The organism is Corynebacterium parakroppenstedtii (assembly GCF_019754935.1).
Classification (GTDB): Bacteria; Actinomycetota; Actinomycetes; order Mycobacteriales; family Mycobacteriaceae; genus Corynebacterium; species Corynebacterium parakroppenstedtii.
This window is the reverse complement of record NZ_JAGSOA010000002.1, coordinates 214,109-237,463: the sequence shown is the minus strand read 5'-3', so window position 1 is coordinate 237,463 and position 23,355 is coordinate 214,109. Positions and strand designations below refer to the sequence as shown.

At 58.0% G+C, this 23,355-nt stretch carries 23 protein-coding genes; 6 read left to right on the top strand and 17 right to left on the bottom strand.

Annotated features, from left to right (window positions below):
- Positions 1 to 11: 11 nt before the first annotated feature.
- Positions 12 to 1,148, top strand: a complete 1,137-nt coding sequence (locus tag KCQ76_RS07580; protein WP_046203062.1) for an Mrp/NBP35 family ATP-binding protein — start codon at positions 12 to 14, stop codon at positions 1,146 to 1,148.
- A gap of 19 nt (positions 1,149 to 1,167) precedes the next feature.
- Here the strand turns inward: KCQ76_RS07580 and KCQ76_RS07575 are convergent, their stop codons facing one another.
- The 3 genes from KCQ76_RS07575 to sigE all read right to left on the bottom strand — a co-directional run bounded on the left by KCQ76_RS07575 (position 1,168) and on the right by sigE (position 3,228).
- Complete coding sequence (locus KCQ76_RS07575) at positions 1,168 to 1,812, bottom strand: twin-arginine translocase TatA/TatE family subunit (protein ID WP_146003168.1); 645 nt, start codon at positions 1,810 to 1,812, stop codon at positions 1,168 to 1,170.
- A gap of 60 nt (positions 1,813 to 1,872) precedes the next feature.
- Positions 1,873 to 2,427 carry an anti-sigma factor family protein gene (locus KCQ76_RS07570; protein ID WP_102215035.1) on the bottom strand — a complete coding sequence of 185 codons (555 nt, stop codon included), beginning with the start codon at positions 2,425 to 2,427 and terminating at the stop codon, positions 1,873 to 1,875.
- A gap of 117 nt (positions 2,428 to 2,544) precedes the next feature.
- Positions 2,545 to 3,228, bottom strand: a complete 684-nt coding sequence (gene sigE, locus KCQ76_RS07565) for an RNA polymerase sigma factor SigE (RefSeq protein WP_082089900.1) — start codon at positions 3,226 to 3,228, stop codon at positions 2,545 to 2,547.
- A 215-nt stretch (positions 3,229 to 3,443) separates the two neighbouring features.
- On the opposite strand from sigE, the gene KCQ76_RS07560 reads away from it, so the two are divergent.
- Positions 3,444 to 4,100 (top strand): O-methyltransferase, encoded by a 657-nt coding sequence (locus tag KCQ76_RS07560; protein ID WP_046203063.1) that lies wholly within the window; start codon positions 3,444 to 3,446, stop codon positions 4,098 to 4,100.
- 9 nt (positions 4,101 to 4,109) lie between these two features.
- Here KCQ76_RS07560 and glgC read toward each other — a convergent pair whose 3' ends face one another.
- Positions 4,110 to 5,345 (bottom strand): glucose-1-phosphate adenylyltransferase, encoded by a 1,236-nt coding sequence (glgC, locus tag KCQ76_RS07555; RefSeq protein WP_012731291.1) that lies wholly within the window; start codon positions 5,343 to 5,345, stop codon positions 4,110 to 4,112.
- 113 nt (positions 5,346 to 5,458) lie between these two features.
- On the opposite strand from glgC, the gene glgA reads away from it, so the two are divergent.
- Positions 5,459 to 6,637, top strand: coding sequence for a glycogen synthase (glgA, locus tag KCQ76_RS07550; protein ID WP_046203064.1), 1,179 nt, complete (start codon positions 5,459 to 5,461; stop codon positions 6,635 to 6,637).
- Between the two features lie 106 nt (positions 6,638 to 6,743).
- On the opposite strand, the gene KCQ76_RS07545 is transcribed toward glgA, so the two are convergent.
- The 7 genes from KCQ76_RS07545 to dapE form a co-directional block, all read right to left on the bottom strand.
- Positions 6,744 to 7,640 (bottom strand): MarR family winged helix-turn-helix transcriptional regulator, encoded by an 897-nt coding sequence (locus tag KCQ76_RS07545; protein ID WP_082089901.1) that lies wholly within the window; start codon positions 7,638 to 7,640, stop codon positions 6,744 to 6,746.
- Between the two features lie 342 nt (positions 7,641 to 7,982).
- The gene (locus KCQ76_RS07540) at positions 7,983 to 8,855 is read right to left on the bottom strand and encodes a methyltransferase domain-containing protein (RefSeq protein WP_046203066.1); all 873 of its coding nucleotides are present in this window, start codon (positions 8,853 to 8,855) and stop codon (positions 7,983 to 7,985) included.
- A 76-nt stretch (positions 8,856 to 8,931) separates the two neighbouring features.
- Positions 8,932 to 9,099 carry a DUF3117 domain-containing protein gene (locus KCQ76_RS07535; RefSeq protein ID WP_012731287.1) on the bottom strand — a complete coding sequence of 56 codons (168 nt, stop codon included), beginning with the start codon at positions 9,097 to 9,099 and terminating at the stop codon, positions 8,932 to 8,934.
- 145 nt (positions 9,100 to 9,244) lie between these two features.
- On the bottom strand, positions 9,245 to 9,841 hold the full coding sequence (locus KCQ76_RS07530; protein ID WP_146003167.1) for a DivIVA domain-containing protein: 597 nt from the start codon (positions 9,839 to 9,841) through the stop codon (positions 9,245 to 9,247).
- Between the two features lie 38 nt (positions 9,842 to 9,879).
- Positions 9,880 to 10,692: a dihydropteroate synthase gene (folP, locus tag KCQ76_RS07525; RefSeq protein WP_046203180.1), complete on the bottom strand. Its 813-nt coding sequence runs from the start codon at positions 10,690 to 10,692 to the stop codon at positions 9,880 to 9,882.
- Between the two features lie 124 nt (positions 10,693 to 10,816).
- Positions 10,817 to 11,752 (bottom strand): LOG family protein, encoded by a 936-nt coding sequence (locus tag KCQ76_RS07520; protein ID WP_373369114.1) that lies wholly within the window; start codon positions 11,750 to 11,752, stop codon positions 10,817 to 10,819.
- 37 nt (positions 11,753 to 11,789) lie between these two features.
- Positions 11,790 to 12,923, bottom strand: a complete 1,134-nt coding sequence (gene dapE, locus KCQ76_RS07515; RefSeq protein ID WP_046205237.1) for a succinyl-diaminopimelate desuccinylase — start codon at positions 12,921 to 12,923, stop codon at positions 11,790 to 11,792.
- Between the two features lie 179 nt (positions 12,924 to 13,102).
- Here dapE and KCQ76_RS07510 point away from each other — a divergent pair, with 179 nt between their 5' ends.
- From KCQ76_RS07510 to KCQ76_RS07500, 3 genes are all read left to right on the top strand, one after another.
- On the top strand, positions 13,103 to 14,506 hold the full coding sequence (locus KCQ76_RS07510) for an amino acid permease (RefSeq protein WP_046203182.1): 1,404 nt from the start codon (positions 13,103 to 13,105) through the stop codon (positions 14,504 to 14,506).
- 66 nt (positions 14,507 to 14,572) lie between these two features.
- Positions 14,573 to 15,562, top strand: coding sequence for a 2,3,4,5-tetrahydropyridine-2,6-dicarboxylate N-succinyltransferase (dapD, locus tag KCQ76_RS07505; protein WP_046203067.1), 990 nt, complete (start codon positions 14,573 to 14,575; stop codon positions 15,560 to 15,562).
- A gap of 23 nt (positions 15,563 to 15,585) precedes the next feature.
- Positions 15,586 to 15,786 (top strand): hypothetical protein, encoded by a 201-nt coding sequence (locus KCQ76_RS07500; RefSeq protein WP_012731280.1) that lies wholly within the window; start codon positions 15,586 to 15,588, stop codon positions 15,784 to 15,786.
- A gap of 8 nt (positions 15,787 to 15,794) precedes the next feature.
- Here the strand turns inward: KCQ76_RS07500 and dapC are convergent, their stop codons facing one another.
- The 6 genes from dapC to typA form a co-directional block, all read right to left on the bottom strand.
- Positions 15,795 to 16,943, bottom strand: a complete 1,149-nt coding sequence (dapC, locus tag KCQ76_RS07495) for a succinyldiaminopimelate transaminase (protein ID WP_221914835.1) — start codon at positions 16,941 to 16,943, stop codon at positions 15,795 to 15,797.
- A 120-nt stretch (positions 16,944 to 17,063) separates the two neighbouring features.
- The gene (gene fdxA, locus KCQ76_RS07490) at positions 17,064 to 17,381 is read right to left on the bottom strand and encodes a ferredoxin (RefSeq protein ID WP_046203069.1); all 318 of its coding nucleotides are present in this window, start codon (positions 17,379 to 17,381) and stop codon (positions 17,064 to 17,066) included.
- Between the two features lie 244 nt (positions 17,382 to 17,625).
- On the bottom strand, positions 17,626 to 18,138 hold the full coding sequence (locus KCQ76_RS07485) for a hypothetical protein (RefSeq protein ID WP_046203070.1): 513 nt from the start codon (positions 18,136 to 18,138) through the stop codon (positions 17,626 to 17,628).
- 13 nt (positions 18,139 to 18,151) lie between these two features.
- On the bottom strand, positions 18,152 to 19,345 hold the full coding sequence (locus tag KCQ76_RS11165) for a PIG-L family deacetylase (protein WP_052722346.1): 1,194 nt from the start codon (positions 19,343 to 19,345) through the stop codon (positions 18,152 to 18,154).
- The gene (locus KCQ76_RS07475) at positions 19,338 to 21,380 is read right to left on the bottom strand and encodes an ABC transporter family substrate-binding protein (RefSeq protein WP_082089902.1); all 2,043 of its coding nucleotides are present in this window, start codon (positions 21,378 to 21,380) and stop codon (positions 19,338 to 19,340) included. The genes KCQ76_RS11165 and KCQ76_RS07475 overlap by 8 nt, the downstream gene beginning before the upstream one ends.
- A gap of 30 nt (positions 21,381 to 21,410) precedes the next feature.
- Positions 21,411 to 23,333 (bottom strand): translational GTPase TypA, encoded by a 1,923-nt coding sequence (gene typA / locus KCQ76_RS07470; RefSeq protein WP_046203072.1) that lies wholly within the window; start codon positions 23,331 to 23,333, stop codon positions 21,411 to 21,413.
- Between the last annotated feature and the right edge of the window lie 22 nt (positions 23,334 to 23,355).

The following is a 23,355-nucleotide window of genomic DNA, read 5'->3' as shown; positions in this document are numbered from 1 at the left end:
ATGGTGGCGTTATGGCATCTGAATCTTCTATCACCGAATCCACTGTTCGCGACGCATTAGCCCAGGTCAAAGACCCCGATATCGGCATGCCACTCACCGATTTAGGCATGGTGAAATCGATAGCCGTCGACGGCGCTGATGTTTCGGCGGAGATATATCTCACCATCGCCGGCTGCCCAATGAAAAATAAGCTTGTCGACGACTCTCGCGCCGCCATCGAGGGCATCGAAGGTATCGGCAAAGTCACCGTCACCACGGATGTCATGAACGATGAGCAACGCCGCGAGTTGAGGAAAAAAGCCCGCGGTGGCGTCGACGAGCCAGAGATTCCGTTTAGTAAGCCTGATTGCCACACGCGCGTGTACGCCGTGGCTTCTGGCAAGGGTGGCGTCGGTAAGTCGTCGATGACGGTCAATATTGCCACTGCGCTGGCCGCGAAGGGGCTGAATGTCGGGGTGCTTGATGCCGACATTTACGGCCACTCGATCCCCGGAATGTTGGGGTCGGACGACCGCCCCTATCAGGTTGATGACATGATCATGCCCCCGCAGGCACATGGCATCAAGATGATCTCCATCGGCCACTTTATTGAGGGCAACTCCCCTATCGTGTGGCGCGGCCCGATGCTGCACCGCGCTATCCAGCAATTCCTTGCCGACGTTTTTTGGGGCGATCTTGATGTCCTGCTTCTCGATCTTCCCCCCGGCACCGGTGATATTGCGATTACGGTCGCCCAGCTCATACCGAATGCTGAACTCCTCATCGTGACGACGCCACAGATGGCCGCGGCTGAAGTTGCTGAGCGGGCGGGTTCCATCTCGCAACAGACTCAGCAGCGCATCGCCGGTGTTATCGAAAATATGAGCTATTTCGTCATGCCCGATGGCTCACACAACGAGATCTTCGGTGAAGGCGGCGGCGAGATTGTCGCCGATCGGCTGTCCCGGATTACGGGGTCGAAGGTGCCGCTGATGGGGCAGGTTCCTCTTGATCCCGCTCTGCGCGAGGGTGGCGACGGTGGAGAACCGATCGCTATTTCTTCCCCGGAATCTGAAACTGGTGCGGCGCTGAATGCCATCGCGGACCAGCTCACTCACCGTCGGACGTCCTTGGCGGGTAAGTCGCTGGGCCTTGGAGTGACGCCGTAGCGCGGTGCAACGGGCACTTTTAGAGGACTTCATCGAACCCGCTCCAGGAGCCGTACACCGGCTTCTTAGCGTCGGTGGATTGTTCCTTTCCTGGCTCCCCTGTTACCGTTCCCTGGCCGCCCTCACGGCCCTGTGAACCCGAGTGAGCACTCACCGCGTCACTACCGCCGCCGCCCTGGCTTCGTTTCTCCACTGAGACACTCGATGCTTGGGACCCCGCGCCCGACTCTGCCGTCGACGTAGCGTCGTCGGCATCTTTCGCCGAGGAGGGGTTGTCAGCGGCGAAATAGTCTTGGATGGCCCGCTGCGGGGTTGTTGTCCTTATGGTCTGCAGGGGCTTTTCGATGGCGTCTTTCGTCGCATCAAGATCGGTAGTGTCATCGTCGAAGAGAGCTTTGGCGATGAAGCCCTTCGCGCCCATTGATCGGTACGAATTGAATTGCCGGAGAGGTTCACGGAATTCTTTGATCGGCTCGCTGAATTCTCGGAGATCCTCGCCTAGTTCACCGTCGATTTGTTTCCGCGCATCTGCGACGGCGTTTTTAATGGCCAGCCGGACCGCACGGATTTCCTTCATAACGCCTGGTAAACGGTCGGGGCCGATGATGAGGAAGCCCACCACCACAATGATGATGACTTCCATCCAACCGATACTTGAGAACACGTCAGATATTGTACAGAGCTTGGCAAATGGGACGACGGAGTGACGGCGAGACTTCTAATGTCAGCGTTTCGGTGAGTTACTTCGATCTTTCCATGCACATCGCAGCTGGTCAGCGTATTCACCGACCGTGTCCATGGCGCTCATCGCCCCGTTCTCGACGGTGCGCATCACCCCAAAGGCAGCACTTTTCGCGGCGCTCAACGCGTTGTCGTGCCGTAGGTCGCTCAATTCGTCGCCTGCTGCATAGACATCAGGGCGGTCGGAATCGGCATTATTATGACCACCGGTAGCCTGAGCTTTCTTCCCCTGGCCATGGTGTTCGGTCTTCGCCGGTGATCCGCTCGGATTCTGCGGGTCACAGTTAGTCGGGATCGCGGCCAGCTTATGCAGCAGCTCCGTCGACATGTGGACGGGTTCGTTAGCTGCTTCCCTCATACGCTGGGCCGCATCCCGCTGAGCTTTGACATCGCGTCGACATTCCTCGCAATGCACGAGGTGGCGGAGAACTCGACGTTGGGCTCGCGGGGGCATTTCGCCGTCGACAAATGCGGCGACGGCTTCTTCTGACAGATGCTCAATCGAAGAGAATTGTCGTGGCTTTGACGAACGGCCCATTGGACATCACCCCTTGCACACTACAATTCGCCCGGCCAAACTCAGCACGCGAATTATCGACGATGCAGCTCCACCATCAGGTTATGTTCCGACAATGGGCGCGTCGATGATCTCTTTCTACCCAACGTAGTGCAAAATGCCCTCGGATGACTGCAAGCTCTTCCTCAACTGGGCACGACCACGGTGAATGCGGCTACGCACGGTGCCCATTTTGATCCCTAAGGTGTCTGCAATTTCGTCGTAGCTCATGCCGACAACATCACACAGCACAACGGCTACGCGGTAATCGGTCGGCAACGAATCCAGGGCTTTTTGCAGTTCCGGATCAATATTGGCGTCGATATAGGACTGCTCGGGATCGTTCCGGGTCCCCGGTACTGCGTCATAATTCTCAGGCAGCGCTTCCATTCGGATGGTCTGACGTCGACGCACCATGTCCAGGAACAAATTAGTCGTGATCCGGTGGAGCCAGCCCTCAAAAGTTCCGGGCTTGTACCGTTTGAGCGACCGGAAAACCCTCATAAACGTTTCCTGGGTCAGATCTTCCGCGTCGTGCGTATTACCACTCAGGCGAAGAGCGAGGCGGTACACACCATCCGCATGCTCCGAAACAAGCTCACTCCAGCTCGGCATTTCCCCCGATCCAGCATCGAATGCTGCGGTACCAGTGCGAGGTTCGCTCCCCGCAGGGTGGTTAGCCATTACATCATCGCCTTTGTGTGGGTCGATTGTAGAAGCTGAGGTCGTGCGAGTGGGTGTATTCCGTTCGGAACGGTAAAAAGCGCCTGACGCCAGTGTCATGATTTAACTGTCACATGCATTCGTTTCCGAAGCATGAATTCCGCCTGGGAAATTCCTGTGAAGGTGAACCACTGAAATCACGAACCCGCGAGGGGCATGTCACGAGGGGAATTGTAAATCATTCCCGCAGTAAAAGCCACGAATGTCTACTTCATTATCGCAGTTATGGGCGAGCCACACCCTTTACTCCGTCTCTATCACTAGCATGAATAACCGTGACCGATTCTGCTCTTGACCTGATGACTGACTTTATCAACGCCACCACCGACGAATCCGACGCGATGGGCTTTGCGCGCGATGCCGCCGACGAGCTCGGCCTCACCGCTCCCGACGAACTCACGGCGTCGTTTTTAACAACGATTAGTTCCTCATACTGCAGGGATAAGTCGGCAGTTGTTGTCTCCCCCTCCGCGTGCGTCTCAGGCTTGGCCATCCTCGCGGGAATGGGCCCGAACGGTCATGTGACCTGCATTGACACGGAAGCGATCCACCAGCGGGTTGCCCGCCAGGCATTCACCGCGGCCAACATTCGCTCCAACCAATACCGTTTCCTCCCCTCGCGCCCACTCGAGGTCATGACCCGGCTGGCAGCGCGCTCATACAACCTGATCTACGCCGAAATTGCCCCCGCCGACGCATCAACACTCGTCGACGAGGCCCTCGAGCTGCTTGAACCGGGCGGGTTGATTATCCTCGCGGATATCCTTCTCGACGGCACTATCGCGAATCCGGCACGAAAGGATCGCGATACCGCGGCGGCCCGTCGCCTCAACGAGGCGCTCCGCGAGCGCGAGGACATCTACCTCTCCCGGCTACCGCTGGGTGCCGGGATGGTCCTGATCTCGCGGAACGAAGACGCACCGGCGAGCTAGCGTCGGCTATTAATCCTCGTCAGCGCCGTGGAGTTCGTAATTCTTCGGGACACACACGACACCGCCCTGGGACAGTGTGAACCGTTCAGAATCGCGAGCCCGATCTACGCCGATGAGCGCGTTATCTCCGACGCGGACATTCTTGTCCAAAATGGCGTGACGAACCACAGCGCCTTTGCCAATCCGCACGCCATCCATTAGAACGCAGCCCTCGACGCTGGCGCCTTCTTCGACAACAACGCCCGGCCCGAGAACTGAATTGCGCACGGTTCCAGCGGAAATAATGCACCCTGCAGCCACAATGGAGGACTGCGCAATTCCGCCTTTGACGAACTTCGCCGGCGGCAAGTTGCTGTCGTCAGACGTGTGAATAGGCCACTTGCGGTTGTACAGGTTGAAGACGGGGTACACGCTGATGAGGTCCATATGGGCTTCATAGAAAGCGTCGACAGTACCGACGTCGCGCCAATATCCGTGGTCACGATCCGTTTCCCCCGGCACAACATTGCGGGAGAAGTCGTGAACGTGCGCCTCGCCCCGGTTCACGAAATACGGGATGATGTTGCCGCCCATGTCATGCGCCGAGTTTTCGTCTTCGGAATCCTCTTTCAGCGCATCGATTAACGCCTGGGTTGTGAAGACGTAGTTGCCCATGGAGGCGAAGGTCACGTCGGGGTCATCTGGGGTGGCCGGCGGATCGGCTGGCTTTTCCAGGAACTCGGTAATCGTGCCGTCGTCGTCGGCTTGAATGCAGCCGAATGCGGTTGCTTCTTTGCGTGGCACACGAATTCCGGCGACGGAACACGCCGCTCCCGACTCGATATGTTCCTTCACCATCTGTTCGGGGTCCATGCGGTACACGTGGTCCGCGCCGAACACGATGATGTATTCAGGATCTTCGTCATAAATGAGGTTGAGCGATTGCAAAATGGCATCCGCTGAACCCGTGAACCATCGTTTCCCGAGCCGCTGCTGGGCGGGCACTGGGGTGATGTATTCACCTGCTAATCCGGAGAGTTGCCACGATTGCGAAATGTGCCGGTCAAGTGAGTGAGATTTGTATTGAGTTAAGACACAAACCTTCATGTACCCGGCGTTGACCAGGTTCGATAAGACAAAGTCAATTAAACGATATGAACCCCCAAAAGGAACAGCTGGCTTGGCACGGTCGGCCGTGAAGGGGAAGAGTCGCTTCCCTTCGCCGCCCGCGAGGACAATGGATAGGACGTGTGGTTGGCTCCTCATGGGTACTAATTTATTCAGTCCTCACTATTTATGCTGGACAAGTACCCCTGTTCTCTCCCCCGTTGCCTTTGTCGGCGGGCAGTGTGCCACCCCGACCGACTAGGCTCACAGTCATGCGCGTAGCGATGATGACTCGAGAATATCCCCCGGAAATCTACGGTGGCGCCGGTGTCCACGTGGCTGAGCTCACCCGGCATTTGCGCGAGCTGTGCGATGTCGACGTTCACTGCATGGGTGGGCCACGTGACGAAGCCAATGTGTACGTGTCCAACTCCGATGATGCTCTTGCCGACGCTAATCCTGCCCTCAAAACCTTGTCGACGGGGCTACGGATGGCGAATCTGGCGTCGGCATCAGATATTGATGTTATCCATTCACACACGTGGTATGCGGGGCTTGGTGGGCATCTGACCGGGCTGCTCAAGGGTATTCCCCACGTAGCGACGGCTCACTCCCTTGAGCCGCACCGACCGTGGAAGCGTGAGCAGCTGGGCGGCGGGTATGACGTGTCATCGTGGTCAGAGAAGAACGCGATGGAAAACGCCGATGGGCTGATCGCTGTTTCGCGGAAAATGAAGGACGCCATCCTGGATGCGTATCCGCGTATCGATCCGGACCGTATTCACGTTGTTCTCAACGGTATCGATACGAAGTTGTGGCGTCCTCGCCCGACGTTTGCCCAAGCTGAGCACTCGATATTGGCTGAGCTGGGCGTTGCCGAAGATAAACCGATTGTCGCCTTCGTGGGGCGAATCACACGGCAAAAGGGTGTGGCCCACCTGGTGAAGGCCGCGCACAACTTCGACGAGGATATTCAGCTCGTGTTGTGCGCAGGTGCACCGGATACTCCGGAAATTGAGGCTGAGATCGCCAACCTGGTCGAGGAGTTGAAGTCCACTCGCGACGATGTGTTCTGGGTGCGTGACATGCTCCCGCACGATTCACTGCAGGAGATCCTCAGCGCCGCCTCAGTTTTCGTGTGCCCGTCCATTTATGAGCCTCTGGGAATCGTGAACCTGGAGGCCATGGCGTGCGATACCGCCGTCGTCGCCTCTGATGTGGGAGGTATCCCTGAGGTTGTCAATGACGGTGAGACCGGTGAACTGGTCCACTACGATGCCGACGATATCGGCGCATTCGAAGAAGGGCTGGCCAGTGCGGTCAACCGCATCGCCGGCGACCCTGACCTTGCGGGCCGAATGGCGAAGGCCGGGCGCGAGAGGGCCGTCACGACATTCAGCTGGTCGACGATCGCACAGCAGACCCTCGATGTGTATCGGTCATTAATGTAGGATCCCCCGAACTACACCACGTGGACCTGCGCCACGTTCAACCAGTACGTGCGCCCGGTACCTGAAGGCGGGCCCTAGGCAAGGGCCCGCGCCAATCACGCTCCGATTAGCGCTCGCCTTCGCTGACAAGCTTGCGCATCACGGGGAGCGCTTCAGCCAGAACTGTCAGTTCGTCGAGCGACAGCGACGCGAAATCTTCCGCCACAGCTTCGCCCAAGCGATCCTGCCACTTATTGCACAAATTTCGCCCCTTAGGCGTCACAGTCAGAAGCGACTGGCGTGCGTCGGAAGTATCTTTTTCCTTATTGACCAGACCCTGCCTGACCAGGCGATTGACCAGTGTGGACACTGTTGCCATCGTCGACCGCTCGCGGCGGGCAACGTCGGAAATTCTGACCGGGCCATTGTTCTGAATGAAACGAACCACTCTCCACGTGGCAGACGAGGGAGCCATTCCTGCCCGGTACAGTGCGGTCCGAATGACGCGTGAACACATCATCGCAACTTCTGCCGCAAAGGCAGGAGTTTCCAAGGCGTCGGACGGAACAGCCGAACCTGGTTCGTAGATGCTCGATCCAACTGATGAGTTCACCGTGCCGTGGCCGATGGGTCCGTCGAAGCCGTCAGAAGCTGTGCCACGGCGCAAATCCGCGCGCCCGTTGACTCCTGCGACCGACGTCTCATGAGAATTACTATTGTCAGGATTCATCGTTAGGGTTGTACTCTCCGCGATAGTGCTCAAAACGCTACTGTCCAACGCGGCACTTCCGGCGGCTGCGCCAAAGGACGCATCGCACCCGGTCGTACCACGTGCTAGTGCTGTACTGATCGCTTCTTTACTGAGAGACTTCCCGTCATCCGCACCACGTGGGCCCTTCAATGGGTACCCCACAACTGCAGTTTCTGCTGCATCTACTGAGGGGTCATCGGACATCTGATGTCGAGGACCATTAAATTGTGGCGCAGTAACGGTGACAGACTTCATGTCAGTAAGTTCCTCCATGATTCGATATGGTCAGTGAGTTCAGCGAGACTCCCAGCGGGCCATGATGACGCAATCAAGCGACCACCTAGCAACCACATGAATCAGTGAAGGTGCGACAGTACGAGTTCCTTGGTTAGAGGAACCTCACTTATTAATTCGCTTTTGCAGCTTTTTTGTTAACACCTGCAACCAATTTTTTGTGGTTAAGAACGGACTCCCCCAACTTATTCTTACGAACCCGTGCGTGAGCCCTGTTGTAAAACCAGGAACTCCACGAGTACGTGTCAGCTACAGGCAGTACTTTCGGAGTATCCCCCCTGAATGAAATTAACCATAGCACACAAAGACCGTTAAGGGGACCTACCTATGGTTCTTTTTTAACCTCGTCACCGTGGCGCGCGCAGTCACCGTCATCGAATCAGGCAAGGTCGCAATTCTCTCCTTTAAATCCTCCGGGCGAATGTGCCGAGCAGACGGGCTCATCCCCACCTGAGCTTCAATAGCATCGCGGCCCAGATTCATCTCGAATTCAACCTCTTCAGGCCCCCCATCAGGGGTAAGGTGCCCCGACGCCTGCTGAATCATTCGGTGAACTTTGTTCTTTTCAACGTCAATAATTCCAAGGGGCTCGCGAAGCTCAGCTAAATGACCGGGCGCAGCTGTCAAAACAACAACTTGACCTTCGTCGGTAAGAACTCGCGCAAATTCTTCCGCGTTCCGTGGCGCGAAAACGACCGTAATCGTGTCGATCGACTTATCTTTGACGGGAAGCCTGGACCACGCATCAGCAATAACAGCTCCCGCACGAGGGTGGCAGCCAGCGATGCGCTTAGCAGCAGGAACGGAAACGTCAATGCCGATTCCGCGCGAACCCGGAACGGCATCGAGTGTGTGGGCTAAGTAATAACCCGTCCCCGCGCCCACTTCCATGACGACAGAATGCTCATGATCGCCTACCCCCGCATCATCGAGAACATCCTGCACATTCCCCGTCACGGCCTCAACGAATGGGCCAAAATGGCCACTGGCAAGAAACTTTTCTCGGGCCTGAATCATCGAGGCATCGTCGCCCTTATATCTCAGGCCTCGGCCACCCACAAGGGAAACATACCCCTGGCGGGCAACATCGTAACTATGGCCTGTATCAGAGACAAGGGTGGCTAAATTACCACCATCGTGGAGCGAAGAGCCGTCGATGGGGTCAGATAAAACATCAAGAACGTCGGAGAGCAAGGTCTACCTCATCTTCAATCGATAACGTGTGGACTCTACTCTAGCCAGCGCACCAGACATCGGGCGATTACTGTGCCTAACCAGCAGCTTCTGATAATACCGAGGCAAGCTCACCGGCTTCCTCGTGGTTAAGTTCGACGACCAAACGGCCGCCACCGTCAGTTGGAATACGCATCACAATCTTGCGTCCTTCTTCAACTGCTTCCATCGGGCCATCACCGGTCCGGGGCTTCATTGCTGCCATGGGCGAAATCCCTTCACTATAAAAAGCTTGATACCTCCAGAGTAGCCCTGTTTTCCCAAAAGCGTTGCGACAACCGCCAATCCGGGCCTCTGCAGCCGTGCTCCTACCTCCCCCGATGCCATTGCGGACGCTGTTAACGACGCTCTTACCGACGCTTCGATTTCTTGCGCTTTTTCTTACGCTTCCCCTGAGCACGGTTCGTCTTCGCGGAATTCGAGTGAGCAGAGTTCTGATGGCTAGAGTGCTGGTGGTGATCGTCGACGTGTGTGTCCCCGGAGTGAGACACCTCTCCATGATCTGCAGCTTCGGCTGATCCATGCGTGGACTGAGCCCCGTCCGATTGGAATCCCACAGGTGCACTTCCTGCCTTCGCTGTACCCTCGGCATCGCCCGCGTCGTTGCTGGCGGCCGTGCCAGCACCCGAGGCCTTCAACTGTTCTTCTGCGTCATCGGCGCGACGTCGATAACGATCCCGGTCGTGCTCCAGCTCGATCATGTGTTCCTTGGCGCGTTGCAGCGCCATATCAACTTCGCGCGGGGAATAACCGCGGAAGGACAAGGAAAAGCGCATCGTCGATAATTCATCGGGACCAACGGTGGCGCCAGGCTCTAAGTCTTTCCGCTCATCAGGGCGTTCGGCGGGGCCTAATTCTTCTCCCCGGCCGAACAAGGAGGAGAACACCCACCACAAACCGGCAGAGACAACGATGAGGACAATGAGGGTCACAATCCAATACAGCACGTGCATAGTCTACTGATTGCCGCGCGTTCGATATGTTCTCACTCCACACCGCGAGTCGTCGCATACGGCGGAATAATGCCCTGCACTGCCAATGCCATGCGGCACGCATCCAGGTTTTCGGCCACCTCGTGAACACGAAACACGGGCACACCCTGGGCCGCTGCCAGGGCAGTTGCCGCCAGGGTGCCTGCCAATCGCTGATCCACCGGACGCCCGACGGTTTCTCCCACGAAGTCCTTATTCGATAGGGCCATGAGCACCGGCCACCCCGTCGACACGAGATCGCGAGCATGACGCACCAACGCCAAACTATGAAAAGTGTTCTTCCCGAAATCATGGGTCGGATCGATGAGGACTTTATCCTCGGGAACGCCGCAGTTCACCGCATGTTCTGCGCGCTGTGTCGTGGAGCGAATGACATCACCGACTAGGTCGTCATAATGAACACGACGTGGCAACGTGCGCGGCTCCATGCCTCCCGTGTGCGAACACACATAGCCCCGGTGATAATGACCAGCGACTTCGACGAGCTCGGGGTCTGCCCCCGCCCACGTATCGTTAATCAGGTCCGCACCCGCGGTAATTGCAGCCTCCCCGACGGGGGCACGATAGGTATCCACACTGATGTGAACCGAGGGAAATTCCTCACGCACAGCAGAAACAAAGGGCACTACCCTATCGATCTCTTCGGCGATCGAGACAGGATCGCCCCGGCCCGCTTTGACACCACCGATGTCAATGATCTCCGCGCCGGCGTCGACGCACCTTCTCACCCGCGCCAGGGCTGCGTCGTCGGTAAACGTTGCTCCCTTGTCATAAAAAGAGTCGGGAGTGCGGTTAACAATCGCCATCATCGCTGGTAAAGCGCTAGATTGGTAAAAACTGCGGGGGCGACCTCCAGGGCCCGACGCGTTACTCACCCCTTGGGTAGTGGCGGAATCCGACTCCCCGTGATCGGGCTCGGCACCATGATAATTATGCGTCACGAGAGGAGCCACCATCAGAGGAATCGTGGTCACCGGACGGCTCCGAGCTGGACGCATCGCCGTCCTCAGCGAGCTTCCCTACACTGCGCAAAATTCCAGCCCGCTGCGAATGGGAAAGACTGTTTTCCTCTAACCGACGCCCCAATTCCTCCACAAAGCCTTCGTGCTTCGTCGTAATGTAGCCCACGGCCTCCTCGATGTCATCCGTCACGAGGAAGAGATCTGGGTCTTCGGGCGACACCATCTTTTCACTAATCAGGCGATCCCGAATCCAGTCCACCAAGCCCGACCAGAACTCAGTCCCGATCAGCACAATGGGGTATCGAGTCACCTTCCCAGTTTGGACTAGAACCAGAGCTTCGAAGAGCTCGTCCATCGTCCCGAAACCACCCGGGAGGCACACGAATGCCTGGGAATATTTCAGGAACATTGTCTTGCGGACGAAGAAGTAGCGGAAATTCAGACCGAGGTTGACCCAGGCATTTAAATTTTGCTCATGAGGAAGCTCAATGCCCAACCCGATGGACAAGCCACCGGCCTCCGCGCAACCGCGGTTCGCCGCTTCCATCAGCCCCGGGCCACCGCCGGTGATGACGCCGTACCCGGCTTCGTGCAGCGCGCGACCAACCTCGACGCCCTTTTTATAGTATGGTGAATCTACTTCGGCGCGGGCAGAACCAAATACAGTGACCGCACGAGGGATCTCGGCAAGAGCGCCGAATCCTTCTACGAACTCACTTTGGATGCGCAGGACCCGCCACGGATCGGTGTGCAACCAGTCCGCATCTTTCTGAACGTCCAGGAGGCGCTGGTCGGTAGTGGATCGTGCGTGCGTGTGGTCATGTGCTTTGCCACCGCGATCGCGAAACACCACCGGGCCCCGGAATCGCAAATGACCTCGATCGTCATCCTTCCCGCCCATCATGCGGGATGTCTTACGCCCCATCGTGCCGTCCTTCCCGTCACTTACTCGTCAGATAAGCCATGATCTGGTCTGATACGTCGGTAATCATCTCTACTGGGCACTGCTCATCTTTTTTATGAGCGAAGGCCGGATCGCCGGGGCCAAAATTGACCGCAGGAATTCCCATCGCAGCAAAACGAGCAACGTCCGTCCACCCATATTTCGCACGAACATTCCCACCAGTCACCTCAATGAGCTCGGCAGCGGCGGCATGATGCAAGCCCGGTAGCGCACCGGGGGATTCATCGTCGATATCGAGGCGAAAACCAGGCTCCGGATTACCAGGAGTGCCGACGCCGATAATCGCGAAGGTCTCATCCAACGCTTGCTGTGTCGACTTTCCCGGCGCGAAGCGGTAGTTCACGAACATCCATGCCTCGTCGGGGATCGTGTTGGTGGCCACTCCCGATTCGCACATCACGATGTTGAAGCCCTCGTGGTACTCCAAGCCGTCGATCTCGACGATTTTGTCCCCATCATGGGCGGCAGCGCGCGCGATGACCGGGGCTAGTTTGTGCATGGCATTGTCTCCCAGCCACGATCGAGCCGAGTGAGCTCGCTCGCCCAAGGCGGTCACTTTGACGCGGACACTGCCCTGGCATCCCGCCTCGATCACGGCACCCGAGGGTTCACCCAAGATGGCGATATCGCCCTGCAACCACTCGGGGGAATGTTCAGCTAATTTCCTCAGCCCATTTTCTGTGGCCGCGATTTCCTCCGCCTCATACATGATGATCGTCATGTCGCGGGCCAGGTCTGGTGACTCGGCTAATTGGGCGAAGGCGTGGAGGAACACCGCATCGCCCGACTTCATGTCGACGGTTCCGCAGCCGAAGAGTGTGTCGCGACCGTCCTTGTCTGTGCCCCGCGTGGAGGGAACATTGTCGGCAATCGGCACAGTGTCCAGGTGGCCTGCCAACACCACTCGTGAGGGCAAACCTCGGTTGGTTTTGGCCATCACGGTGTTATTAAAACGCTCAACCGTTATGCCATTCGCCTCGTCGGAGGACACAGCGACGGCTCGGAGCGCTGCCTCGACGGCGTCGGCAATATTTTTTTCATTCTTAGAGACACTCTCAATGTCAACGAGTGCCCTGGTGAGATCAATGGGGTGCTGAGTCAGGTCAATCACGCCACCAGACTAACCGCCGGGGCGAACACGCGCATGCGCGATGTATTCGCGCGAGATTCCCGTGCTTTACCGACGCCGTGGTCACCCCTGAGTAACGAACCCGCTATTCTGAACAGATTGAATAGATGTATCAGCATGGGCGCGTAGCTCACTGCTCCCCCAATACCAAAGGGCACTTCATGACGAACAATGCTTCACAGGGCGATGAATCTTCTGATTCCTCCTCGCAACTGGGACATGGGTTGAAAGTTCGGCACCTCACGATGATGGGTTTGGGATCTGCCATCGGCGCAGGGCTCTTCCTTGGAACAGGCGTCGGCATTAAAGCCGCGGGACCGGCAGTCTTGATCTCCTATATCGTTGCCGGATTCCTCGTTGTTCTGGTGATGCGGATGCTGGGTGAACTCGGTGCCGCCCGCCCCAATACAGGAACATTCTCTGCATATTCCCGACAAGCTTTCGGTCAATGGGCTGGTTTTTCCACCGGCTGGTTGTACTGGTTCATGCTGGTCATGGTCATGGGTGCTGAAATCACCGGTGCCGGTGCGTTTATTGGTAATTGGTTCGGTGTCGACGGCTGGATTCCAGCGCTCATCTGCGTCATCATCTTCACCTTCATCAACATGGCTAAAGTCCGCGGTTTCGGCGAATTCGAGTACTGGTTCGCGTTTATCAAAGTCGCGGTTATCGTCTTTTTCCTGGTCGTCGGCGTCCTCCTGATCTTCGGACTTCTCCCCGGGCACAACATGGTCGGGTTTGAACATGTGAGGGAATCCGGCTTCGCCCCGAACGGCGTGGGTGGGATCGCTGCTGGTCTGCTCGCCGTCGCCTTCGCTTTCGGCGGCATCGAGATTGTGACCATCGCGGCCGCTGAGTCTGAGAACCCGAGCCGTGCTATCGCCACGGCTGTACGGTCGGTCATTTTGCGTATCTCGGTGTTCTACCTAGGATCTGTGCTGGTCATTATCTTCCTGCTTCCCTATTCGACCTTGGGCCAAGCAGAAGGTGCTGCCGATTCCCCCTTCACGCGCGTCCTTGCTCAGGCAAAGATCCCCGGCGTCGTTGGTTTCATGGAGATAATTATTACGTTGGCGCTGCTCTCGGCATTTAACGCGCAGATTTACGCCACCTCCCGCGTGATTTACGCCATGTCCAAAGAGGGCGACGGCCTGAAATTCTTCACCAAGACGAACCACGAAGGGGTCCCCACACGCGCGGTGTGCCTCTCGATGGCGCTAGCTTACTTGTCCGTGGCGCTTCAGATCTGGGGACCGGCGAACCTCATCGAGTTGTTCTTCAACATCGTCGGTGGTTCGCTCTTGGTGCTGTGGTTCATGATCGCCGCCTCAGAGATCAAGTTGCGGCCCGAATTGGAAGCAGAAGGCACACTCCCCGTGAAAATGTGGGGATATCCGTACATGAGTTATGTCGCGCTGATTGGTTTGCTGGCGTTGACCGTTCTCATGCTTTTCGACGATTCCGCGCGACCACAAGTCATTGCCGTTGGTGTATTCTTCGCCGCACTGGTTGCCTTGTCGGCTGTGGCCCGTCGTCGGAATGCGTCGGCGGTTCCTGCGAAGTAGGCGCTTCACCGGGGCCTCTGCGTACCTCGACGTCGTGTGTCGCAACGCTTGGGTATTGTGGCCCCTATGACTTCATTTTTAACTACAGGTGCCATTGCCGATGGTCTTGCCACCATCACCGACGACGGAATCGTTCTGGATTCGTGGTTCCCGTCCCCGTCTCTCAACGACGACATCAGCGACGCCACCACCACTGAGCTCGGTTCCGACGCCCCCGAGGAACTCGCTGCGGCGGCACACAGCGACGAAGATCGCCACGTGCGTCGTGTCGCGATCCGTACTCAGATTAAAGACCTCTCAACCCCGCCCACCGATGCTTACGACGCCTACCTGCGCCTTCACCTTTTATCTCACCGCATCACACGTCCCCACACCGTGAACGTGGAGGGAATTTTCGGCAAACTGACCAACGTCGTGTGGACGAATTACGGCCCCTGCTCCACCGAGAACTTCGAATCGACGCGTGCGCGGCTATCGACCCGCGGCCCCGTCACCGTGTTCTCCGTGGATAAATTCCCGCGCATGGTGGATTACGTCATGCCCAGCGGTGTACGAATTGGCGACGCCGACCGTGTCCGCCTGGGGGCACACTTAGCGCCCGGCACCACGGTCATGCACGAGGGCTTCGTCAACTTCAACGCCGGCACACTCGGGCACTCCATGGTGGAAGGACGCATTTCCGGCGGCGTCGTCGTTGATGACGGCACCGATATCGGCGGTGGAGCCTCCATCATGGGGACGCTGTCCGGCGGCGGCAAAGAGGTCATCTCTATTGGGCAGCGCTGCCTCCTGGGAGCCAACTCCGGTGTCGGGATTTCCCTCGGTAATGACTGTGTGGTCGAAGCCGGGCTGTACATCACCTACGGCACCAAGGTCGTTGCCCGCGGACCTGTTGCGGACGCGATGGGGCTGAAGGACAGCTCACCGATTAAGGCCGCTCAGCTCTCGGGTGCGAACAACATTCTGTTTCGCCGCAATTCCCTGTCGGGATCCGTGGAAGCCGTTGCATGGCAGTCCTCCACGGTGACGCTGAACGACGATCTTCACGCGAACTAAACAACAAAAAGTTTTTGAAAGACATGGCGAAGCAAACCAAGCCCCCACGCCCCACTGAATTAGACCGAGCACAAACAACCAGTCTGATTGTTGTGCTGGTGGTGTGCGTGGCGTGCGCCTTTGTCCCCTACACCGCGGTAAAAATTATCGCTGCGATCGTGATGATCAGCTTGGTCGTGGGGCTCGGCCTGCGGGTGTGGAGGGACAGGTCAGGGCGCTGGTGACCTAACCTCTACCCCGCGATCCGCTGGGCTGCAGCGGTGATCTGATCATCAGTGCCCGTCAGCGCAACGCGAACGTGTTTAACACCTTTCGGACCATAGAACTCGCCCGGGGCGACAAGGATCCCGCGCTCTGCAAACCAATCAACGGTGTCTCGGCATGGCTCGTCGCGAGTGGACCACAGGTACAGGCCAGCTTCGGAATTGTCGATAGTAAAGCCAGCGTCGCGAAGAGCCGCGGCGAGGATTTCACGACGGTTCCGGTAAATCTCCCGCTGGAGCTGCTCAAAACCGTCATCCTTCAAAGCGGCAACAGTGGCAGCCTGAATGGGTTGAGGAACCATGAAACCCGCGTGCTTGCGGACCGCCAGCAGCTCGTGGATGAGCTTCTCGTCGCCGGCCAACCAACCAGAGCGATACGACGCCATGTTCGACGTCTTCGATAGCGAATGAACCGCGATCAGGTTGGTTGTGTCCCCATCGCAGACATCGGGGTGAAGAAGGGACACCGGCGGCGTGGGCCGTTCACCACGAACACCGTTAACGTTCGTCGTCCAACCCAGGCCCAGGTAACACTCATCCGAGACGACGATGACGTCACGTTCCCGAGCCCAGGACACAACTTTCCGTAGGTGCTCAAGGCCCAGAACTTTGCCCGTCGGGTTTGAGGGCGAATTGATGTACATCAGCGTCGGCGCCTGCGGGCCAAGCTGGAATGTGGAATCCGCCCGGACAATCGACGCCCCCGCCAACAACGCACCGACCTCATACGTCGGGTAAGCAAGCTCCGGGATCACGACGGTGTGCCCTTCGCCCAACCCCAAAAGATATGGCAGCCACGCAATCGCTTCCTTCGTCCCAATCACCGGCAAAACCTGCCGCTCAGGATCAAGCGAGATGATGCCGTAGCGACGAGTCATCGCGTCGACAATGCTCTTCCTCAACTCCTGCGTGCCGACAGTTTGCGGATAGCCGGGAGCCCCTGAGTTTTCTGCCAGGCCCAGCTGAGCAGCAGGAGAAACCGGATCGACGGGTGTTCCCATCGACAAGTTGATGAACCCATCCGGGTGCGATTCGGCCTTCGCGCGAGCATCCGCGAGGGAATCCCACGGGAAATCCGGAAGCAAAGACGAACGAACAATACGGGGCGGGTGCGCCATACAAAGCCTCACAGCAGAAACGGACGCGACACAGGGACGCGAGTGGACAGGAAGAAAAATACGATCATCGGACAGCCCGATACTATCCCAACAATAGCGTTCGGGAACCCGAGTGAAATCCTAGGCTTGCGGCGGAAGCTCTGCGACGAGGGGCGCGTCGAAATCCTGTGGCCCCAGACGGGCAGCACCACCCGGCGATCCGAGATCGTCGAAGAACGCGGCGTTCGCGTCGTTGTAGTCGATCCACTCGTCGGGGACGTCATCCTCATAGAAGATCGCTTCCACGGGACACACCGGTTCGCACGCCCCGCAATCGACACATTCGTCGGGGTGGATGTATAGACTGCGAACGCCCTCGTAGATGCAGTCAACCGGGCATTCCTCAACACATGCCTTATCCTTCACGTCAACGCAGGGTTCCACGATGGTGTAAGCCATAGTCTCCTCCTCTTTCGCCTTTTCTTCCCGTTGTCTTCCTGTTGTGCAGCGTTACGACGTCGTCACCGTCGGATCGCTGCGCCGTGGCTGGTCTTGCCATGCCTGTTCTTGTTGTCCGAACTGGGGTCAGGGTGCGCCCAATGTCGTCAAGCGGTTCCATGATGCCACGCGTCAAATAAAAAATGAACCTATCTGTCTACTTTTCGTCTGCGGGGGCAGCGTTTTATGGCCACTACCAGTCTATTTACTTTTTCTTTGTGGGGTTATTTTTCTCCTTGGGACGTTTGCCGCCCGTCGTCGTGGTGGGTGGAGGTGGATTGACTTGATCCATCGACAAGACCACCGACCGCATCAACGGCCACGCCGCGCCCGCAACACCGGCGATCATGAATACGACTCCGACGAGGTTGGGCACGATCCACGTTGTTCCCCGCGTTCCCGGTAGCGACGGCCACGTGACAGCGATGAAATAGAGCACGATCCACGTCACACCGGGGATACTGGCCCACGCCAACTTTTTCGTCCACAGCAGCGCCGTCGTCCCGAGGACATAGTTGAAGCCAGCTGCGATGAGAATCATGTAGGGGAACGGATAGGTGTGGCCGCCGATGGTAATCCGGCTGCCCAAGTACACCATTTCCAAGAAGAAGGAGAGCACGGACCCGACGGTTAACCAGGCGATGCCTGCAATGCGCTCGCCCTTGCTCACGTCTTCACGCGGCTGAGAATGGTTGGGGTCTCCCCAATGTTTTTCCATAGTTCTTCCCCGCTTATCGACACTGACCAGACTGCTCGGATGCATCGTGTTCTGCTCCCTCATCTGTCTGATCTAATGAAAACGCGCTCCGTCCTCGTGCGCGCACGACTGAGGAATCATACGCGTAGCGGGCCGGAGTGGTTTTCGCCCACGGGCCGCTTCCACCGTACGCCACCACATAGTGTTCTTCTCTCATCAGTGGCTGAGCAATACGGTTGGAGAGTGCAAATACCTTCGGCACCACAGTGGGATCGCTGACCGCCCACGCAGATTCGGGGTTTGTCCAGCTCTGCCGGCCATCGGCAATCCACAATTGCGTGGCATGAGCAGCCATCGCATTGGCCTGCGCCTCGATATCCGCATCACTCAACTGCACGGCGAGGTCCACCAGATCGTCGGGGACGAAGGCAAGATCTGGCCAAGTGATCTTGTCCGGGTTTTTCTCCAGGGAAGCAGAGTCGACAGCCCCCGTGACGTCGTCGGCAAAACTGAATTCCATCCCGCTGGGAGCGACCCATCCATCAGGAATACGGGAGATCGCACGTCCCGCCTGTTTGAGAGCTGTTTCGCCACGGACTGCCCAGAGAACAAAAGGATCCGGAACACCGTGGTCCGCAAGGGTCTCGCGGCCACCGTGACGGCGGGCCAGCACGGCAGAAAACAGATCCGTATTATCGCCACCTAATTCAGGCGCGGACGTATGGGGCAGCTCTGCAACAGCCGCATGAGTGATCTCATGGGCACGAATGTGATCAGGATGCCCGTAGCCACCGTCAGGCCCATAGGTGACCACGATGTCGGGGCAGAACTCGCTCATCAGGGCCTTGAGCGCATCAACAGCCTGCTGCCCAGACTTCACGAATGCGCGCGGGTGATCTGCCGACGGTGTTCCCACCATCCCCGAGTCTCGCCAGCGGCCCACACCGCCCAGCACACAGGGGCGATGGTGAACACCATTCACGCCCAGGATACGAAGGGAGTCCTCAAGCTCTCGATAACGAAAGCCGCCCAACATGTCGGCTTCGTCAGCAATGAGGCCCTGCATCGGCTCTCCAATGACCTCACCTTGCTCCCCCAACGTGCACGTGACCACGCGAACATCAGCACCGCGCCGGGACAGGTGCGCTAATAAACCACCGGTCCACAAAGCTTCGTCGTCGGGGTGGGCATGAACGGCCATCACTCGGAGGCCACGCAAATCACTCATTACTGGAGGCATCCTCCTCGTTGTCTTTATTCTCGTCTGCTTTATCGTTGTCGTTCTTCTTCTCGGCGTCCGTATCGCCTTTGTTGTCGGTAGTCGGACTGCTGCCAGGCTGGAGCACCGAGTAGTCCTCGTTCCGCGTCCACAGTGGCGCAGTGACAAAAATTCCGCCGCGTTCCGTCGTCGGGAGTTCGCCCGACTTCAGCGGCAAACGAGGAGCTTCTAAGGCCGGCGTCGTCGCGAATACTTCGGTGTCTTGAAGCAACGCCAGACTGACAGCCTGGGAGTTCACCTTCTCGATAACCTTCTGCTTCGTGTCATTGACATCGACGAACCCCTCGGCAGCTTCCCTCACCTGGGTATCGATCTCAGGATCACACAACCCCGACATATTGGCTGCTCGAGCGTACTTTTTCTCCATGGATTTACGCGCATCCCCGGTATCCGCGGCACTAGGCGCAGCACTGTCCGACGTCGGCACTGGTTCAGACGATGGCGATGACGGCGTTGAACTCTCCGGCTCCATCAACTCCGAACTCTTTTCGGAATCCATCTCTTTCGACGGGCGATCAGCCGACGTGCAGCCGTAGTGGCTGGCCAACGCGGATGCGGTGGTATCACCCGATTGCCACCCGACGGTCGCGTCGGCAAGTCCGAGAGGGAGAACAGATTCGACGATGTCCAGCGCCGGCATAACAAGCGCTTTCGCAGGAAAACCGGCCTGGGTGAGCTGGTCCGCCACCGTGCGTGCCGCAGTGACTGCCGCATCATCCGACTGATCAACGGCAATCCGGAAGGGCCTGGACAACGATGGAAATGCGGACTCCGCCCCGGGAACAGAGGTGCCCGAAATTGTGGCCTCATCATGCGGCGCGCTCACTTCCATCCGCTCCCCGGCGATGCGGGCGACAGTATCCCTATCAACGCTGTTGAGTATTCGCGCACGCTCCCCCACATCATCCATATGCGGGGCAGCCGTGTTCAGCGACAACATGAGGTACCGGTTTTTCGACGACAGCTGCACCACGGAGTGCGGCACCGAATCCAGCGACAGCTGTGTGGTCGCTTTCGGACGCAACGCAGCCCCCTGAACCTGACCATTGCGCAGCATCTCCGCGGCTTCAGCAGCATTGTCCTGGGCCTGGAGAACGATCTTGTCCGTCTTCGCGAGGTTACTTCCCCAATAGCGGTCATTGCGGACCAATGTCACAATGCCGCGGCCACTATCAATCGACTCCACCGAAAATCGGTTACCAGAGACAGGGACCGAGTCCCTCAACATCGTTTGGAAATTACTGGATGAGCGGTACAGATGGCTGGGCAGCAGATTAGTGAACAGCGACCGCCACGCCACATACGGTCGATCGAAATGCACGTCGACCTGGTGGCCGCTCTCCGTCGAGGTCACGCTGTTGATCGCTTCGTATCCTGCGGGGTCTTCCACCCCAGGCTGCGAGATCATTTGCTTCCACAAATACTCAAAATCAGCCCCCGTGATCGGAGTGCCGTCCGACCACTGCGCATCCAACGCGATGGTATAACGCACCGTAAACGGCTGAGACGACGCTGCCTCGGAAGGCGTCGCCGATTCTGACGACGGCGTCGATGCTGAGGATGCTGTCCCACTGCCTTCCACCACGTCGGCAGAATCAAGCAAATCCTGGTTTAGCTCCAGCTCCCCGTCATCCTTTTCGACGAACGGGCTGGGCAGCACCAGTGAGGCCATGTGGTCGACCAACGGGGTGTCGTCGGACACCAGATGCGGATTAAACCCCGGGCTGACATCACTGACCGCGAACGTGATCTTTTCCGACTGCTGGGACACGGTGTCGGCATTGTTTTTATTCCCGTCACCGGAATTGACGACGGGCGCCGACCCGGGGCGCGCGCTACACCCAGCCAGTAACGATGTGGACGCAACCCCCAAAGCAACGCCCGTGGCCACGGCCGCCCTCACGGCAGTGGACGTCACACCACGCGGATGAGCATGGGAGCGCACCCGCATGGTGGGTCGATGTCGTTTACGCGTTGTGTTCATTGTCCATCGCAGCCATGAAGGCCACCGTCGTTATTTCTTGCCCTGCTTCGCTTTCTGCTTAGCGTGCGCAGCAGCGCGTCCTCGTTCTTTGGCGTCCAAGATCACTTTACGCACACGAATATTCTTGGGGGTGACCTCGACGCATTCGTCACCACCACAGAACTCCATGGCCTCGTCCAAAGAAAGGGTATGCGCTTTAGCCAGCGTGACCGTCGTTTCCGCCGTTGCAGAGCGCATGTTGGTCAGCTTCTTTTCCTTGGTGATGTTGACGTCCATGTCTTCTTCGCGGTTGTTCGCGCCAACAACCATGCCTTCATAGGCTTCTACACCAGGTTCGACGAAGAACTGACCGCGGTCCGCCAGCTGCTGCAAGGCGTAGGCGGTGATCTGCCCGGCGCGGTCAGCAACCAAGGATCCCGACGCCCGGTCTTTAATATCGCCGGCCCACGGCTTGTACCCATCGCTGTAGGAGTTCGCGATACCGGTACCCCGGGTTTCCGTCATGAACGTGGTCCGGAATCCGATGAGCCCACGAGCAGGCACGGAGTACTCCATGCGAATCCACCCGCCGGCACCGTTGTCCATGGACAGCATCGTTCCCTTACGAGAGGCCATGAGCTGCGTAACAGCACCTTGGTGCTCCGACGGGACGTCGATAACGAGGTGTTCGAAGGGCTCATGCAGTGTGCCGTCGATGGTGCGAGTCACCACTTGTGGCTTGCCGACGGTCAGCTCGAAGCCTTCGCGGCGCATGGTTTCGACCAGCACGGATAGTGCCATTTCACCGCGGCCTTGAACTTCCCACGCATCTGGGCGCTCGGTCGGCAAGACTTTCAACGAAACGTTACCGATGAGTTCTTGCTCCAGGCGGGACTTCACCAGCCGAGCGGTGAGTTTGTCGCCGCCGCCGCGACCGGCCAAGGGCGAGGTATTCACACCGATGGTCATCGAGATCGCTGGTTCGTCGACGGTGATAGGCGGCATTGCTTCGGGGTGCTCTGGATCCGCGAGGGTGTCGCCAATCATGATTTCGTCGATACCAGCGACGGCTCCGATGTCGCCCGCGATGACCTGGTCAGTGGGGACGCGCTTCACGCCGTCCTGGCGCAGAAGTTCCGAAATTTTCGCGGTCTTGGTGTGCGGGTTTCCGTCGCTATCGTGGTGAATCCAGGCGACCTGCTGGCCCTTCTTCAGGATGCCGCGGAACACGCGCACGAGGCCGATACGCCCCAGGAACGAGGACGAGTCCAAGTTGGTGACGTGCGCCTGCAAAGGAGCGTCAATCTCAGCAGATGGCTCTGGCAAAACGTCATACAAGACGTTGAACAGGTCTTGAAGATCCTCAGCGTCGGGGACATTCCCGTCACCGGGATTCTCCGTGGACGCCTTCCCAGCGCGACCGGACGCATACAGAACAGGCAGCTCCAGGTTCTTTTCGGCGGCTTCCTGAGCCTCCGGGTCGTCCAAGGACGCAGCCAATTCGAGCAAAAGATCCTGGGCTTCGTCGACAACCTCGTCGATACGAGCGTCGGGACGGTCAGTCTTATTCACGACGATGATGACGGGCATCTTCGCTTCCAACGCTTTGCCCAACACAAAACGCGTTTGAGGAAGAGGCCCCTCGGAAGCGTCGATAAGGAGGACGACACCATCAACCATGGATAGTCCACGCTCAACCTCACCGCCGAAGTCGGCGTGGCCGGGGGTGTCAATGACATTAATAATCAAATCGGTGCCATTTTTGCCCATCCCCTTGCGATGGATAGCCGTGTTCTTGGCAAGGATGGTGATACCCTTTTCCTTCTCCAAATCCCCCGAGTCCATGACCCGGTCGACGACCTCGTCATGATCGCCGAACACGCCTGACTGCTGAAGCATGGCATCAACAAGTGTGGTTTTGCCATGGTCAACGTGGGCGACAATGGCAACATTGCGAAACTCTGGATGGCTCACTGAGCAAAATCTCCTGGGGTAG

Bases quoted from the DNA above. Each gene is read 5' to 3' on its own strand.
- KCQ76_RS07580 (WP_046203062.1), top strand. From the start codon at position 12: ATGGCATCTGAATCTTCTATCACCGAATCCACTGTTCGCGACGCATTA.
- KCQ76_RS07570 (WP_102215035.1), bottom strand. From the start codon at position 2,427: ATGGGCCGTTCGTCAAAGCCACGACAATTCTCTTCGATTGAGCATCTG.
- sigE (WP_082089900.1), bottom strand. From the start codon at position 3,228: ATGACACTGGCGTCAGGCGCTTTTTACCGTTCCGAACGGAATACACCC.
- glgC (WP_012731291.1), bottom strand. From the start codon at position 5,345: ATGAGGAGCCAACCACACGTCCTATCCATTGTCCTCGCGGGCGGCGAA.
- glgA (WP_046203064.1), top strand. From the start codon at position 5,459: ATGCGCGTAGCGATGATGACTCGAGAATATCCCCCGGAAATCTACGGT.
- KCQ76_RS07545 (WP_082089901.1), bottom strand. From the start codon at position 7,640: ATGGAGGAACTTACTGACATGAAGTCTGTCACCGTTACTGCGCCACAA.
- KCQ76_RS07535 (WP_012731287.1), bottom strand. From the start codon at position 9,099: ATGGCAGCAATGAAGCCCCGGACCGGTGATGGCCCGATGGAAGCAGTT.
- folP (WP_046203180.1), bottom strand. From the start codon at position 10,692: ATGGCGATTGTTAACCGCACTCCCGACTCTTTTTATGACAAGGGAGCA.
- KCQ76_RS07520 (WP_373369114.1), bottom strand. From the start codon at position 11,752: ATGATGGGCGGGAAGGATGACGATCGAGGTCATTTGCGATTCCGGGGC.
- KCQ76_RS07510 (WP_046203182.1), top strand. From the start codon at position 13,103: ATGACGAACAATGCTTCACAGGGCGATGAATCTTCTGATTCCTCCTCG.
- dapD (WP_046203067.1), top strand. From the start codon at position 14,573: ATGACTTCATTTTTAACTACAGGTGCCATTGCCGATGGTCTTGCCACC.
- KCQ76_RS07500 (WP_012731280.1), top strand. From the start codon at position 15,586: ATGGCGAAGCAAACCAAGCCCCCACGCCCCACTGAATTAGACCGAGCA.
- dapC (WP_221914835.1), bottom strand. From the start codon at position 16,943: ATGGCGCACCCGCCCCGTATTGTTCGTTCGTCTTTGCTTCCGGATTTC.
- fdxA (WP_046203069.1), bottom strand. From the start codon at position 17,381: ATGGCTTACACCATCGTGGAACCCTGCGTTGACGTGAAGGATAAGGCA.
- KCQ76_RS07485 (WP_046203070.1), bottom strand. From the start codon at position 18,138: ATGGAAAAACATTGGGGAGACCCCAACCATTCTCAGCCGCGTGAAGAC.
- KCQ76_RS11165 (WP_052722346.1), bottom strand. From the start codon at position 19,345: ATGAGTGATTTGCGTGGCCTCCGAGTGATGGCCGTTCATGCCCACCCC.
- KCQ76_RS07475 (WP_082089902.1), bottom strand. From the start codon at position 21,380: ATGAACACAACGCGTAAACGACATCGACCCACCATGCGGGTGCGCTCC.